This is a genomic window from Paenibacillus sp. WG02 (genome assembly GCF_055396115.1).
Map to the genome: position 1 here is coordinate 501,874 of NZ_AP036016.1, position 15,675 is coordinate 517,548.

At 47.0% G+C, this 15,675-nt stretch carries 14 protein-coding genes; 12 read left to right on the plus strand and 2 right to left on the minus strand.

Annotation, left to right across the window (positions count from 1 at the left end; translation table 11 throughout):
• The first annotated feature begins 344 nt into the window (after positions 1–344).
• The 9 genes from ACBP55_RS02275 to ACBP55_RS02315 all read left to right on the plus strand — a co-directional run bounded on the left by ACBP55_RS02275 (position 345) and on the right by ACBP55_RS02315 (position 11,311).
• Complete coding sequence (locus ACBP55_RS02275) at positions 345–1,688, plus strand: ABC transporter substrate-binding protein (protein WP_464649452.1); 1,344 nt, start codon at positions 345–347, stop codon at positions 1,686–1,688.
• A 95-nt stretch (positions 1,689–1,783) separates the two neighbouring features.
• Positions 1,784–2,668, plus strand: coding sequence for a carbohydrate ABC transporter permease (locus ACBP55_RS02280; RefSeq protein ID WP_464649454.1), 885 nt, complete (start codon positions 1,784–1,786; stop codon positions 2,666–2,668).
• A complete protein-coding gene (locus tag ACBP55_RS02285) occupies positions 2,665–3,480 on the plus strand; it encodes a carbohydrate ABC transporter permease (protein ID WP_173187118.1) in 816 nt (271 codons plus the stop codon). The genes ACBP55_RS02280 and ACBP55_RS02285 overlap by 4 nt, the downstream gene beginning before the upstream one ends.
• 114 nt (positions 3,481–3,594) lie before the next feature.
• On the plus strand, positions 3,595–4,752 hold the full coding sequence (locus ACBP55_RS02290) for a sensor histidine kinase (protein WP_464649457.1): 1,158 nt from the start codon (positions 3,595–3,597) through the stop codon (positions 4,750–4,752).
• Between the two features lie 16 nt (positions 4,753–4,768).
• The gene (locus ACBP55_RS02295; RefSeq protein WP_464653209.1) at positions 4,769–5,356 is read left to right on the plus strand and encodes a sensor histidine kinase; all 588 of its coding nucleotides are present in this window, start codon (positions 4,769–4,771) and stop codon (positions 5,354–5,356) included.
• Positions 5,353–6,969 (plus strand): response regulator, encoded by a 1,617-nt coding sequence (locus ACBP55_RS02300; RefSeq protein ID WP_464649459.1) that lies wholly within the window; start codon positions 5,353–5,355, stop codon positions 6,967–6,969. Before ACBP55_RS02295 ends, ACBP55_RS02300 begins: the two co-directional genes overlap by 4 nt.
• A gap of 81 nt (positions 6,970–7,050) precedes the next feature.
• A complete protein-coding gene (dgoD, locus tag ACBP55_RS02305) occupies positions 7,051–8,199 on the plus strand; it encodes a galactonate dehydratase (RefSeq protein WP_029196220.1) in 1,149 nt (382 codons plus the stop codon).
• 582 nt (positions 8,200–8,781) lie between these two features.
• Complete coding sequence (locus ACBP55_RS02310; RefSeq protein ID WP_464649461.1) at positions 8,782–9,390, plus strand: hypothetical protein; 609 nt, start codon at positions 8,782–8,784, stop codon at positions 9,388–9,390.
• A gap of 76 nt (positions 9,391–9,466) precedes the next feature.
• Positions 9,467–11,311 carry a cyclic nucleotide-binding domain-containing protein gene (locus ACBP55_RS02315; protein WP_464649463.1) on the plus strand — a complete coding sequence of 615 codons (1,845 nt, stop codon included), beginning with the start codon at positions 9,467–9,469 and terminating at the stop codon, positions 11,309–11,311.
• 241 nt (positions 11,312–11,552) lie between these two features.
• Here the strand turns inward: ACBP55_RS02315 and ACBP55_RS02320 are convergent, their stop codons facing one another.
• Positions 11,553–11,966: a hypothetical protein gene (locus ACBP55_RS02320; RefSeq protein WP_464649465.1), complete on the minus strand. Its 414-nt coding sequence runs from the start codon at positions 11,964–11,966 to the stop codon at positions 11,553–11,555.
• Between the two features lie 68 nt (positions 11,967–12,034).
• Entirely contained in the window at positions 12,035–12,418 is a 384-nt protein-coding gene (locus ACBP55_RS02325; RefSeq protein WP_464649466.1) for a YtxH domain-containing protein, read from the minus strand.
• Positions 12,419–12,681: 263 nt separating this feature from the next.
• Between ACBP55_RS02325 and ACBP55_RS02330 the strand changes: the two genes are divergently transcribed.
• From ACBP55_RS02330 to ACBP55_RS02340, 3 genes are all read left to right on the plus strand, one after another.
• Positions 12,682–13,815: a PP2C family protein-serine/threonine phosphatase gene (locus ACBP55_RS02330; protein WP_464649468.1), complete on the plus strand. Its 1,134-nt coding sequence runs from the start codon at positions 12,682–12,684 to the stop codon at positions 13,813–13,815.
• Between the two features lie 753 nt (positions 13,816–14,568).
• Complete coding sequence (locus ACBP55_RS02335) at positions 14,569–15,258, plus strand: hypothetical protein (RefSeq protein ID WP_464649469.1); 690 nt, start codon at positions 14,569–14,571, stop codon at positions 15,256–15,258.
• 130 nt (positions 15,259–15,388) lie between these two features.
• The gene (locus ACBP55_RS02340) at positions 15,389–15,658 is read left to right on the plus strand and encodes an STAS domain-containing protein (protein ID WP_464649471.1); all 270 of its coding nucleotides are present in this window, start codon (positions 15,389–15,391) and stop codon (positions 15,656–15,658) included.
• Positions 15,659–15,675: the final 17 nt, after the last annotated feature.

Below are 15,675 nucleotides of genomic sequence, written 5' to 3' on the forward strand. Positions count from 1 at the left end.
ATGAACCGACGTGTGGCTTACGAACTGAAAAAGGCTTATTTGAACAAAACGGATGGATTTAAAGTTTTTACGAACCCCAGGAGCGTTATTTACAACAAAGAAGCACGATCTCCCTGATCTTTACACCAATAACGTCGCTGGAATTCGTTGGATTCAAAAAGCAGTGATTTGCTCGCCCATAAGCGCGGCTAGGTTCGTTAAAGGGCCATATCCATTTCTCCACCTTTTCCCTTCACATGTAGTTATGCATGTTTAATTTTCGTTATATCAACAGAATATACAAATCAAGTAATCTTAGAGATGTAAGCACATACATTTCAGATTTACGGGAGGTCACATATCAGATGAAAAAATCATTGAAACAATGGGTCGGTGTCGGAACGACAGTTATCATGGCAGCAACGGTTGTTGCAGGGTGCGGAAGCACGCCGGAGACATCGAAACAGCCAGCAGCTTCACCAGGCGCAACCGCCGCTAATGCGAAGCCTTTTGCAGGAAAGACGATTTCTTTAGTAGCAGCGAACCATCCTTGGGCGGAGGCAATCAAGCCTTTGCTTCCTGACTTCGAGAAGGAAACGGGCATCAAGGTTAACGTGGAGAGCTTCTTCGAGGATCAGCTGACACAAAAATTAACGGTACAATTTACATCCGGTTCTGCAACACCAGACGTTTTCATGTATCGTCCGCTGCAAGAAGGCAAATTATTCTATAAAAACGGTTGGCTTCAACCGCTCGATGATTACGCTCAAAAAGCGAAGAATTATGACTTTGCCGATTTCGCTAAATCCGCTGTTGGTTCCACAACAGTTGATGCGAAGCTAGCTGGTATTCCGATCATCACGGAGCAAGAAATTTTGTACTATCGCAAGGATCTGCTGCAAAAAGCCGGCATTGCTGTACCTAAAACATTAGATGAGCTGCAAGCTGCTGTGAAGAAGCTGCATGATCCGAAAAACGAAATGTACGGCTTTGTGGCTAGGGGCCAACGTTCACCGCTTGTTACGCAAGTATCTTCCTTCTTATATTCCGAAGGTGCAGACTTCACGAATGGCGATAAGGCGACGATTAACACGCCAGAAGCGATCAAAGCATTCACAACATACGGCACTCTGCTTAAAGATTATGCGCCACCAGGCGTACTCAATATGTCTTGGCCGCAAGCTTTCGGTATTTTCGCTCAAGGGAAAGTTGCTTTCTTGACGGATGCGAACTCGCTGTACCAAAATGCGATAGATCCAGCGAAGTCCCAAGTCTCCGATAAGGTTGGTTTTGCTGTTATGCCAGCAGGTAAAGCAGGATCTAAGCCTTACAGTATTACATCTTGGGGTCTTGCGATGAATGCCAAATCGGGTAACAAAGATGCGACTTGGGCATTCATTGAATGGGCAACAAGCAAAGATATCGTGTTGAAAACGCAGCAAAAAGGAAACCCAGGCGCTCGCGCATCGGTATGGGATAAACCAGAAGGCACAACAGGCTTCCCAGCTGATCTTGTTCCAATCATTAAGGAAAGCTCCAAAAACGGTGTTGACCACGACCGTCCGACGGTAATTAGTGTGGGTGAAGCTCGTGATGCCGTTGGTGAAATCGTACAAAAATTAATGACTGGTGAAACGAACATTCAGCCAGTAGCAGACAAAGCGAATGCAGCTTTGCAAGCGATTATGGATAAAGATAAAACGAAATAAATACAGCGTGAAAGCAACAAATGAGGGTCATCTCAAGTGGCCCTCTTCACCCTTTGCATAAGGGTACAATTTCATCAGGAAGGGTGAATGAAGTCATGCAATACAGTTGGTTTAACCGCAATTTAAAATGGATTTATACGCTTCCGGCAGTAATCTTCGTCTTGTTGATGATGCTGTTTCCTATCATTTATACATTCCGAATCAGCTTCTATGAGTGGAGCATGTCAGCAACAACACCGCCGCTCTTCGTAGGGTTGTCGAATTATATGGCCTTATTCAAAGATGAGCGCTTTTGGCATGCAACAGGTTCAACGTTCTACTTCACGATCATGGCCCTTGGGCTTGAAGTTATCCTGGGGATCGCGATTGCCTTGCTGCTGTCGAGGGAATTCAAAGGCAAAAACCTCGTAAAAACGGTATTCCTGCTGCCCATGGTAGCAACACCAGTAGCTATGGGCTTGGTGTGGATGCTCATCTATGAGCCGACCATCGGGATAGCGAATATGATGCTCAAATCGATGGGCTTGAAGCCCTTACTATGGCTTGCTTCACCTAATCAGGTTATACCTTCTCTGGTTATTGTAGACGTCTGGCAATGGACACCGATGATTGCCCTCATTATTATGGCAGGCTTAGCTACACTGCCAACGGATCCTTATGAGGCGGCAGATGTGGACGGAGCAACGGCATGGAGAAAATTTGTTTCCATTACGCTGCCTTTGCTAAAACCAACGATCATTGTAGCGGCGATGCTGCGCTTAATCGATGTGTTGAAGACGTTCGATATTATTTATGCGACAACACAAGGCGGACCGAATTTTGCTTCAGAGACATTGAACTTGTATGGCTATGTGCTAGGATTCCAATACTTTAAGCTGGGTATGGCTTCATCGTTACTTGTTATCTTCTTTGCTCTGGTGATGGGACTGACTTTATTTATGATATGGATGCGCAAACGATTGGAGGGAACCTCATCATGAAGCCAAAGAAGGGCTTGAAATTTATACTAACGCTGCTAACGTTCCTAGTCCTAATCGCCTTTGGTTTTCCATTTATCTGGATGTTATTGGCTTCGTTTAAGACACAAGCACAGATTTTATCGACAGGCAATATCTTCTTTTTCAAGCCGACTTTTCATAACTATGTCAGTGTATTCAAAGAGTACAATTTCCTGAAGTTTATTTGGAATAGTTTCCTTGTTGCTGCTGGTTCTACGCTATTGTCCCTCATTTTAGGGCTTCCTGCAGCGTATGCGATTGCAAGACATCACCTTCACAAGCTGGGGCTTCTCATCTTAGTTGCGAGAATTATCCCGGGAATCACATTCTTGATTCCTTGGTTCATCCTGTTCTCCAAGATCCATTTGGTAGACACGTATACAGCACTAATTCTTAGTCATATGCTCGTTGGATTACCGTTTATTATTTGGATTATGATTTCTTTTTTCGAGGCGCTTCCTACGGAAATCGAAGAATCAGGACTTATCGATGGATGTACGCATCATCAAGTGTTTCTCCGCATTATTTTGCCTATCTCAGGACCTGGTGTCATTACAGCATCTCTGCTCTCCTTCATCTTTTCGTGGAACAATTTTATGTTCTCGGTTATCTTGGCAGGGGACAAAACAAAAACGTTACCGATCGCTGTGTTTAACTTTATGTCCTATTCCGAAATCAACTGGGGTGCGCTAATGGCTGCAGCCTGCATCATTACACTTCCGGTTCTAATTATTGCTTTAGTGTCCCAACGCTACGTGGTAAGCGGGCTTTCTGCCGGTGCTGTCAAAGGCTAGTAACGAAGACATAACGAATGCGAGGGCAGTCGCTGCCTTTTCTTTGGATGACTTCTCTCGTATAGTTATCTCTAAGTTAGTAAGCTTAGCAGAAGCATGGAAGGTGAACCCAGCGTGCCGTATAAACTTAATATTTTCAGCAAAATTCTCATTCTATTGGTTCTACTCCTTATCCCTATTGTGCTGCTCTACAGCTATACGAATCGGATAACGAATAAGGTTGTTCAAGATCAGATTCAGTCGTCAAATTTGAACCAACTGTCTTTCTTCATGCACCAATTGGATGCGGACGTGGAGCGATTAGCGATGTCTCCGGTCATTCTCGGCAGCGACCCTTACATAAGGGAATTTATTGACAGGAATGAGTCGCCTGATTATGACATGCTGAAAGAACAGTCGCGTATTATACAGAAGCTTAGCCTCCAAAGTGTCTCCAGCGGATGGGTGAATGAACTGACCATTGCGATTCCACACGGGAAGCAAGTGTTGTCTTCCAGTATTTTTGTGAATGGGACCGATGCTTGGCCTTGGGATAGCCCGATTAAGCGAACATGGACGTATGAGGAACGCAAGGGAGACAATGGGATAGGGTCGTTCATTAGGGAAATCAGTGAGCCGATTCGTGCCCAACTTGCTAGTCAAGCTAATGTGCTGTATCAAGTAAGGTTCAGCGCGCAGAATATGATTCAACTGCTGGATGTGTACAAGCAAGATAAGCGAAGCGATCCTTTTTTGGTTGATGGGCAAAATAGGGCGATTTTCAACAGCTCGTCGAATCCGTCGATTACGCATACAATCTACGAAAAATTGGCTGGTCAAAGCTTGCCGCTTACCGGCCAAGTTCAATTTGAAATCACTAAGCAACAGTACTTGATCAGCTTTGTCAAATCGGAACAGCTGGGTTGGTACTTGGTGGATTATGTACCTGTGCAGAAGATACTTTCTCCGATTACGATGACGCGTAAATTGTTTTACGTTTCTATTACTCTGCTGCTTGTGATGAGTATTCTGGCTTCTTTCTTGCTGTATCGCAACGTACAAATTCCGATTGGCAAAATGATACAAAGCGTACAGCAAGTGAAGCGAGGCGATTTATCGGCTCGGATCGCGTATAGAGCCAAAAATGAATTTGATTTCCTCATCCAGCGATTTAATGAGATGGCCGAGCAAATTCAAGTGCTTGTAGAGGATGTTTATGCGGAGAAAATCCGCTCACGTGAAGCGACCTTGAAGCAGTCTGCAATCGCAGATTCACCCGCATTTTCTGTATAATTCCTTATTCTTCATCATCAATTCAGCAGAGATGGAAGATAAAGAATCGGTCGTCGCCATGTCGCAGAATTTGGCTGAGTTTTACCGTTACACGACTAGAGTGGAGAATCAAAGCGTGCGGCTGCGAGATGAGCTCGATTTGGTAGGTCATTATTTAACGATTCAGAATCTCCGCATACACCGGTTGAGATATGAGATCAATGTGCCGGAAGAGATGCTTAACGAGAGGGTTCCCCGACTTATTTTGCAGCCGCTAGTAGAGAATGCCATTGTCCATGGGATTGAGCGCAGCGCAGAGGGTGATCTAATTACGATTACGGGTGAGCAGAAAGACGGTTGGAACCGACTGATTGTTGAAGATAACGGCGGAGGGCTGGATGAAGCGGGATTAGATAAGCTGCTTAAACAGCTGGAGGCTCCAATGTCCGATGAGATTGGCTGTGGCACATGGAATGTCCACCACCGATTGTATTATCAGTTCGGGGAAGGCTCCGGACTTACTTTTGAGCGAATAATTAACGGTGGTTTAAGGGCAGTGCTGACTTGGAAACACAATTCGCAGGAGAGTGATCTAGCCACAGCCACAGAGGTGATAAAACGATGATTCAACTGTTGATTATCGATGACGAAGCGCATGTCGTGGATCGGCTTCAGTCTACGATTGACTGGGCATCTATTGGAATTGAGCAGGTTTTTAAGGCTTATTCGGGTAAAGAAGCGCTGGAGCTGCTCGAGCAAATGTCGATTGATATCGTGATTACGGATATCCAGATGCCAGGTATCTCCGGCTTGCAATTAATTGCTGAGATCAATCGTCGTTGGGCGAAAACCAAGTGTATTCTCCTGTCCGGATACTCGGATTTCAACTATGCCAAAGAAGCGATTCTGCAGGGCTCGGAGGATTATTTGCTCAAGCCTGTCACGGAACAAGCTTTACTGGCTACGGTTAGCCGGGTGATGGAAAAGCTGCAGAAGGAATGGGAAGCCGTCATCTCTACGCAGCGTCTTACGTATACATTCAAGGAAAACCTCCCTTTACTTCGAGGGAATTTATTGAATGATTTACTTCAAGGGCATAAAATATCGGAGCATTCACTTCGAGAAAAAATGCAGATTCTAGAGCTTCCTGATTACCACGAGCATGCTTGCGTATTGATGATGATTCGGTTGGAATCGGATTTTCTGGAATATGATACGGGGCATTTATCCTTAATGGAATATGCGATTAGCAATATGGCCCACGAACTATTTGCTGAGAAATTCGATAGCTGGCATGCGAAGGATGCTCACGATTATTTGGTATTCGTAATGAAGCATAAGCAGGAGACACCTGACAAGGAAGATGCTGCTTGGCTGGAACGTACGGCAGCCGATCTCCAATCAGCGGTAAACAATTATTTGAAAGGCAAAATTTCCATCCTCCTGAGCAGTTGGGGCGAGTTCCCGGCCGAAATAAAGGCGCTGTACAATAGCTCGCTTAGCGCCTTTCGCAAACGTATCGGGAGTGAGCACGAGCTGTTCATGCGGCTTGGCGATGAATCCATTCTGACCGAACTATCAGCCTTGCAAAGGCTATATGAGCCGCCAACGCTCAATCACTTACTGGAAGCCGCAAGATGGGAAGATACCGAGGAAAAGCTGTCTCAGATTTTCGATGAAATGGAAGTCAGATTCTCCGAATCTCAGGAACATCTATTAGAGGTTTATTTCTCGATTGCATCCGCATTTGCTTATATTGCACATAAGAATGGCCGGCAGCTGCATCAGCTCATTGGCGGAGATTACGACCGGATGATGGAAGGCATACCGTTTCGTACGGTGAACCAGCTGCGTGAATGGTCGATTCGTTCTTTGAGGCGCATGAAAGAGGATATGGATCAAGAAAGGCAAGATAGCCGAGCAACGCTGATCAAGGATATCAGGTCGTTCATCGATCAGCATCTGGCTAGCGACGTCTCTTTACAATCGATTGCCGATCATGTGTACATGCATCCGGTCTATGTATCGAAGATCTACAAACTTGAAACAGGTGAGAATTTAAGCGACTACGTCAATCATGCACGGATGGATAAAGCCGCTTATCTGCTGAAGAATGGTCAGGGTAAGATTTATGAAATCGCCACACAGCTTGGCTATCAGCGCCCGCACTCCTTTAACCATGCGTTCAAGAAGCATTATGGCATGACTCCGCAAGAATACCGAGATCAATATTCGTAGCGAACAAATCACCGCTGATTGGTGAGAGGAGTTTGGACTCGCCCGGCGAATTTCAAAAGGGAATAGAGGAGGACGATGATCATGAAAATTACGAAGCTGGAACTGTTTAAGGTGCCGCCAAGATGGTTATTTCTGAAAATCGAAACGGATGAAGGTATTACGGGATGGGGAGAGCCCGTCGTCGAGGGCAAGGCCGATACGGTTGCAGCCGCGGTGATGGAAATGAGCGATCATATCATTGGCAAGGACCCGATGCGGATCGAGGATATGTTCCAAGTGCTGTACCGCGGGGGCTTTTACCGCGGAGGACCGATCCTGACCAGTGCTATCTCAGGCATTGAGCAAGCGCTCTGGGACATTAAGGGCAAATTCTACAATGCGCCCGTCTATGATCTGCTCGGCGGCGCTTGCCGCGACAAGACGCGCGTCTATTCGTGGATCGGCGGGGACCGCCCGAGCGACGTAGGCCAAGCGGCCAAGCAGCAGGTCGCAGCTGGATTTACGGCGGTGAAAATGAACGCCACCGAAGAAATGCACTACATCGACTCCATCAGCAAAGTGGATGAAGCGATTGCGCGCATTGCCGCTGTACGCGAAGCCGTCGGCAAAGACGTTGGCATCGGCATCGATTTCCACGGCCGCGTGCACAAGTCGATGGCCAAAATCATCGTCAAGGAACTAGAGCCGTACCGGCCTATGTTCATTGAGGAGCCTGTTTTGCCTGAGAATAATGAAGCGCTCAAAGAGATCGCTCGTTATACCTCGTGTCCGATTGCCACGGGCGAGCGGATGTATACGCGCTGGGGCTTCAAAGAACTGCTGGCCCAAGGCATCGTGGACATTATCCAACCCGATCTTTCCCATGCTGGAGGCATCTTGGAAACACGCAAAATCGCCGCGATGGCGGAAGCCTACGATATTGCAATTGCGCCGCATTGTCCGTTAGGCCCAATTGCTTTGGCAGCATGCCTACAGTTGGATACGTGCTCACCGAATGCCTTCATTCAGGAGCAAAGTCTCGGCATTCACTACAATCAAGGCAGTGACTTGCTTGATTATTTGAAAGATCCTTCTGTGTTTAAATATGAAGATGGCTTCGTAGCCAATCTGACTGCTCCTGGTTTAGGCATCGAGATCAATGAAGATAAAGTAAGAGAGATGGCTGCAATTGGCCATAATTGGAAAAATCCTGTTTGGCGCCAAGCCGATGGTACGGTAGCCGAGTGGTAAGTGGAACAACAGGAAGAGTTAGAATGGGGCTGTCCCATAAGGCGTTCATCTCTAGGCTGCCTCTGTTTTCACTGTTGCACTACATGGAAAACCTACCGTTAATTTGGGTATTTTTTCATAAAAATCTAGTTTACATGGAAAATCTCCCGTTATTTCAGAGTTTTCTCGCTGAATATAGTGCTTCCCCTAAAATTAGAGGGAGGTTTTCCAGTTAGACGACTGTTTAGAACAATTAACGCCAAATTAACGGGAGGAATTCCTGTTAGATTTCGCTCCGTTTCGAAACAAAGAGAGGCTGCTCGCTAGGTTATTAACCTTTTGAGTCAGCCTCTCTTTGTTTTTGTATAGGAAATTATGATTTTCGCAGTCTGTGGATTAGGTGCTTAATCTGCAAAAAAACGCGAAGGCTTGATTCTACGCGGTTTTTTTTCTAGTTATGGCCGATTCTTTCATTATTCTTTTATTTGACTGTAGTACACTCACATTATGAAAGTTATCGTTCCGTCCTAGACGCATTACGGGATTCGAGGTTTTCGTAACCCGTTTGATGAACGGAAAATTGAATGTATGGGGGAGACAGCAATGAAAAGAACAACTATTGGATCAACAGCTTTAGGATTATTGGTGGGGGTCGTAGCTGGGGCGGGCATCATGCTCAATGATACCGCGCACGATTCCGTTAAGCAGGCAATCGGGCAAGGTGCTACGAACAATGCGGCTGTAGCTGGCGTAGGTGGTACTACGGCAGTCAATGTGTCTAATATGGATCTGGACGCAGCCATGCAGGTTGTGCAATCTCAACGCGCCGCTTTGCTGGAAACACAGCTGAAAGACCAAATGGATTCAATAAAAAAGCGGAATGAGGAAATCGCCGGATTGAACGATACACTGGCGAAGGTGATCGCACTGCAATCAGGAAATGCTCCCTATACGTTGGCAGCAGACTTAAAAACGAAATTGCAGCAAGCAGGCGCTAAGTACGCTTCCAAAGCGACCTTAACTGCTGACGAATTGAAAGCAACGATAGATGAGATAAAAGGTAAAATCGATTCGTTAAATAACGCTCAGCAGATGGATATGCTCAGAATGCAAAGTTTAACCAACAAGCGCAACGAAGGTTTTGAGACTATGACCAATTTTATCAAGAAAATGCAAGAATCCAGAAGCTCAAACATCGGAAATATGAGATAATAGAATATTAAGTAACGTAAATAACAGGAATCTGCCGAGGCGGGTTCCTGTTTTCTGCAAGGAGAGATCGTAACTGATGGAGAATATCCCTGATGTATTAAGAAATCATACGCTGCTGCACGGGGTCCCGGAGCATGAATTAGCAGCAGCCGCCTCAACGATGCAGATGGTGTCTTACGCGGATAGGACAACGATCCTTAAAGAAGGCGCTGTCGGGGATGACTGCTTTTTCATCCTATCGGGCGAGGTCAGCGTGACGGCCCGCGGTCTGATAGGAAGCAGCGTCCGTTTGGCTACGCTAGGCTCTGGCGCGCTCATCGGCGAGATGGCGTTACTCTCCTCCGAGCGGCGTACGGCGACGATACGCGCCGTAGGCGAGGTCCGAGCACTGCGCCTTGACCGTGAAGCGTTTCGGACGCTTGCAGCGCTAAGTCCGCTTTTTCACGAGAGCCTGACCTATTCGGCTCGCATTAGGGACATTCACGGCCTGCTCAGCAAGGCGTCGATCTGGTCGAGCATCCCCGACTCGGAACTGCGGGGGTTGGCGGAGGTCACGGTGCTGCGGACCGTGAAGCAGGGCCAAGTCATTGTTTACGAGGGTGATGCCTCGAATATGTTTTATACGATCGGCTCCGGCAGCTTCGAAGTCCGTTCGTCAGGGAAGCGTGTAGCCGTGCTTCACCAGGGCGACTATTTCGGTGAGATTGCACTACTGACGGGTGTATCAACAACGGCAACGATTGCAGCACTTGAGGACGGCAAGCTGTTAGCACTTGGAGAAGAGGAATTCCGATTTACGTTGATGCGACATGAACCAGTGAAGCGGCAGTTTCTGGCGGCCCTGCGTATTCGCAGGCCGGATATTGCAGATACTGTGATCCGTCAATGGATGCCGGAATCGGAACAACCCGGACAAGTCGCCGCTACCGGGCAGAAATGGCTTCGGCCGCCGGCACAACAGCGCTGGATCGATGTGCTAATGGCGATGGGCGGCTTGTTTCTGGTCGCAACGCTGCTGTCCGTTTGGCTGAAGGGCGCGATATGGACCTATGTCGCTTTGGTGACGGGCTGTCTGGCAGGACCGGTCACCTTCGTCGCCTATGCCAGAAGCTCGCAACTGCTGGGCTATCGCATAAGCCGGCTGCTAGGCGTTTTTGTAACATCAGCAGCCATCGCTTTACCGCTGGCCATGCTGCTGGAGAAAAGCTGGTTGTTCGCAAAAGGGCCGGACGCGTATACATTTACTCAGCTCCAACTACCGATTGCCGTCGCTTTAATCGAAGAGGCATCGAAACTGCTGATTTGCTATTTCTTCCTGCGCAGCAAGCGGCAGCGCTTCCGAATGGATGCTGTCGTCTTTGGCGCCGCAGCGGGCATGGGCTTCGCTGCCGTTGAAAACATGATCTACGGCTGGGCTTTTCTAGGAACGGGAGAGACCGGCAGTATGCTTGCTGTCTTGTGGTTGAGAGCCTTGCTATCCCCATTTGGGCACGGGACTTGGACGGCTATTGCGGCAGCAGGCATTGGGATCGGATTGTCGAAGACCTCGACATCGTCTGGCAGGTTAAGCGTATGGCTGAAGGTGGCGGGGCTGGTTAGCGCGAGCATTCTGCTGCACACGCTCTGGGACTTCCAGTTCGCAAGCGGAGCGCTGAGGGTTGTTGGCATGGCTGCAGTCGGTGCAGCTGGACTCCTGCTGTTAATCCTGCTTATCCGTTCCGGCACAGTGGAAGAAATACAAGCGCTGACGCTGCTGAATCCTGCGCTGAGTGCGGACCGGATGATAGACGATGCGGGGGAAGAGGATGCGGACGTCGAGCGTCCGCTAAACTGCCTAGTGTGCGACACGCAGTGCCCGCCAAAGACACGGTATTGTCCGCGCTGCGGGCAGTCACTCCGTGTGGAGGCCGCGCGGAATTGACGCATCTTGGTATAGCGACAACAGTCAAAAATCAGATTAACGTATGAAAAAGGGACTATCCGCAGGCATGAATGATGCCGGATGATTGTCCCTTTTTTGCTATAAATCAACAGTTTATGTTGCTAAATTTTTCAATTTCTTTTTTCGTCAGCCCGGTTACCTTCATGATAGTGGAATGTCTAATTTGTGGTTCATGATCATTGACATTGATCTGGAAGGTAAGAAAAGACGAATCCTTGAGCTACTGAATCGGATCAGGAATCATATTCTTTTCAAGCAGTTCGCTATTCGTCTTCATATGTTTCATTTCATTCCCCAACTTCTTCATTTCATCCATATCCTGCGCCATGGAGCCATTGTTGGCTTCTGCCAAGGATTTGCCTGCTGAGCCGTTACAGAGCCGTTCTAATTCGATTAATTTATCCAGAACTGCCCGGCGAACCTGCAGAGGAACGAATTCGTTCTCCTGGAAGTCGGCTTCATGGAAGTGTACAGTTGTATTCCCTTGCTCAGAGGTGAATGTGGTTAACGTAAGCGGGTAAGAGACTGATGTCGCATCGTTATAAATATCAAATTTATAGACTGATTTTTCCGTGTACTGGATACGTTCTAACCCCAGGTCTGTTAACTGTTGATGAAGTGTGCTTTTATTCATTACAATTCCTCCTTTCAAGCATGCGTCAAATCGTACGCCGTCCTTACGAATCTATATAATGTGTACCCTTAATGTTGATTGTTCTGGTAGTTCGTTTTGGCAGCCTGTAAAGACTCAGCTACGAGCTGTTTGCTTTCTTTGGCCTTATCGACGGCTTCTGTTGCTTGATGGCTAACGGAGTTGGCCAGGTCCTTTGTTTTCTCACTGACAGCTGACGCGATATCTTGTGTTTTGTCACTTACAGTCGAGACAATATCCTGTGATTTCTGACCTACAGCGGAAGCCAATTGGCTTGTTTTATCATTGAACGTGCGATACGTATTCGACAAGTCTTCACGCAGCTCCGACCCTGCTTTAGGGGCTAATAACAATGAGGTTATCGCGCCTACAGCGCCGCCGATTACTAAACCTAACAATAGTCCGCCTTTGTTTGTTCCGACTGCTTCACTCATGAGTCATCTCTCCTTTAGTTTGGGTGTTGTGGTGTTGTCATGCTTCCTACTAAGATGTAACCTTCTTTGTCCCATTTGAAACACAAAAAGCTCGTTTTTATTTCCGTTTCCTTATATTAGCAAGGAAGTCCAAGCATCTTTATGATTGAATTTTTTTCAAATGGGTAGTAGATAAAATAAACGCTTCAACGTGTTTGATGAAAAATTATGATAAACTACGATGAGGGTTTCCGTTAACTTTTACCCGAAAGGGGTTTGAAGCCATGAGTATTGTGATAGTAGACGATAACGCGACGAATTTACTTATTATTGAAAAAATCCTGCTGAAAGCCGGCTACACCGATTTAGTCATGGTGTCTTCTGCCAGAGAGCTGTACCAATTATTAGAGATGGATTCACCAAGCACGGCCGAGGTGCCGGTTGATTTGATTCTGATGGATATGATGATGCCGGAAATTGATGGGGTGGAAGCTTGTCGAACGGTTCAAGCCGATGAAAGGCTCCGAGATATTCCGATTATTTTCGTAACGGCGATGGGGGATTCCAATAAGCTGGCTGAAGCGCTGGATGCCGGGGCACTGGATTATGTGATGAAGCCGATTAATAAGGTGGAGCTGCTTGCGCGCATTCGATCAACGCTCCGCTTGAAATATGAAAAGGATTGGCACAAAGAACGGGACAAGCGGATTAAGTATGAGCTCGATTTGGCCAAACAAGTACAGCTTAGTGTACTGAGTAGTCCCATTAAGGATGAGCATATCCAGATCTCAGCTGTCTATAAGCCCTCTTCCGAGCTAGCGGGTGACTTCTATGCTTGGTATCCGATTGGACCCAATCGGCATGGGATTATTTTGCTGGATATGATGGGGCACGGCATTTCGTCTTCGCTTGTCTGCATGTACATTTATTCCGCATTGAAGGATACCATCACAAACATTTGTGATCCGGAAGGCGTGATGCGTGAGCTGAATGGGCGGATGAACCAACTGCATCAATCCGATAACCTGATTAATTACTATTTTACGGCGATTTATATGGTCTTGGACACGGAACGGCGCACGATTGAGTATGTGAATGCCGGACATCCTGCAGGCATCGCGCTTCTGGATGGTGAAGTGAAATTGCTGACAGAAGGCTGTTGTGCTCTTGGTTTTTTTGAGGGGATTGAGATTACGAAAGGTGTTATTCCTTATGAGAAGGAAGCCCGAATTGTCTTGTTCACAGACGGTCTCTCGGAGTGGTTCGATGATGAGCAGGAGGACGGCATCGCCAAAATCATGGGAAGCTTGAAGGAGACGACGACGCACGATCCCGATGGCTTGGTTGAGCGTATTTACCCGTATGCGAAAACGGGTTCTCCGCAGGACGATATGTGCTTGGTTATGATAACGACGTAGTCGTTAGCGATGAAAAACATCGTCTCAGCCAGGGGCTAGGCGGATAATGGCCATCTTCTGCGACTTTAACGATGTTTTACATCGTTAAAGAGATCGAATTCCGCTTACCTCATCGGTTAGCGATGAAAAACATCGTCTCAGCCAGGGGAAAGGCGGAGAAAGGCCATCTTCTGCGACTTTAACGATGTTTTACATCGTTAAAGTGACCGAATTTCGCTAACCTCATCGGTTAGCGATGAAAAACATCGTCTCAGCCAGGGGAAAGGCGGAGAAAGGCCATCTTCTGCGACTTTAACGATGTTTTACATCGTTAAAGTGACCGAATTCCGCTTACCTCATCGGTTAGCGATGAAAAACATCGTCTCAGCCAGGGGCTAGGCGGATAATGGCCATCTTCTGCGACTTTAACGATGTTTTACATCGTTAAAGAGATCGAATTCCGCTTACCTCATCGGTTAGCGATGAAAAACATCGTCTCAGCCAGGGGAAAGGCGAAGAAGGTTTATATCTATAACAAACGCACAAGTTTTATCCCAAATGGGGAATAAAACTTGTGCGTTTGTTGTTTCAATAGACACGCAGACGTGTAATAAGGAGTAGTAGTCCAACAAGTTGGGGGGAATTGGAATGAACATTGGCATCGGAAGCCAGTTCAGACGCTTTATATTTGTTGCATGAGGGTACCCGCACATCCTTTTGTGGCGGAGAAAAGTGAAGTGATCTAATCCAAAGGTGAGAGTAGGAGGATCGGTTATGAACGTAATGTTACGTGAAAAAGGTGCTAAGCTGCTAACACACATGACGGGCTGCCGCAGCCGTGTCTATAAGCTAGCGTTGTTCTTTCTAGTTGTTATTTTAGCGATGATTATCGTCAGTTGGACTACTTCAGAACATATCGGTGAACCAGAGATTATTCTTTCACCAGAAATTATCAGTCTGATTCCGAAAGGATCAGATGACACTTTCGTACCCGTCCTGCCACCTACTCTTGCCGCTGCTCAAGCGGAGCCTAGCAATGGGAGTAGTGCTAGTTTGCAGGCAGCTGATACTAGAGCTGTGGTTCCGATACTCCATAGTCTGGAGGGAATTTCACTTGATGATAATACGGAGGCAGTCGTTGCAAAGAAAGGGTACCCGCTAACGTTTGTCCAGGATCCCCACTTTGTAGAAGCCTTTACGTATGAATACCCGGATATGAATATTGGTTTCCAGGATGGTATCGTGACTTTTGTTCAAATTCCAGCCAAGGTTGGGCATGTTCAAATCAATGATCAACGGATTTCGTTAACAATGACCGATGTGAAGCGGCTGCTCGGAGAACCCGATTACGTAACGGAGGATGGCATTGTCTTTCAGCGGGGTGAAGAACTTATTAAGCTTTTTGTTGCACCGGAGACACAAGAATTGATAGCCATCGATTATTATGATCTTTCAAGTACCTAATGTCTTCAGCTGGCCTCTATGGTCAGCTTGAAAGCATGTGCGGGAGATCTTCCTATTTTAGGAAAAGCTTGTGTAAAGGGTAGAGGCTTGTTACTATTTAGTGAAAGAATAACGTAAGGGAGTGTGGCTAATGTCAGCAGAAAAGTTCCAAGTTGATCAAGAAGAATTGGAGAAATCTATACAGCTTCGTATCAGTGGGGAGCTCGATTTGGCTGCGGCCTTAACGTTCCGTCATGCGCTCGAAGCGGTTGTTCACCGAGCGGATAAAGCGTTAATCCTCGATGTGGGGCAGCTGCGGTATATTGATAGCACGGGGATTGGCATTGTGGTCTCGGCCTTGAAAATTCGGGATGAGTTGAAAGCGCCGTTTACAGTCACTAATATCCCTGGCCGGCATTAAGCGGCTGTTTGATCTTA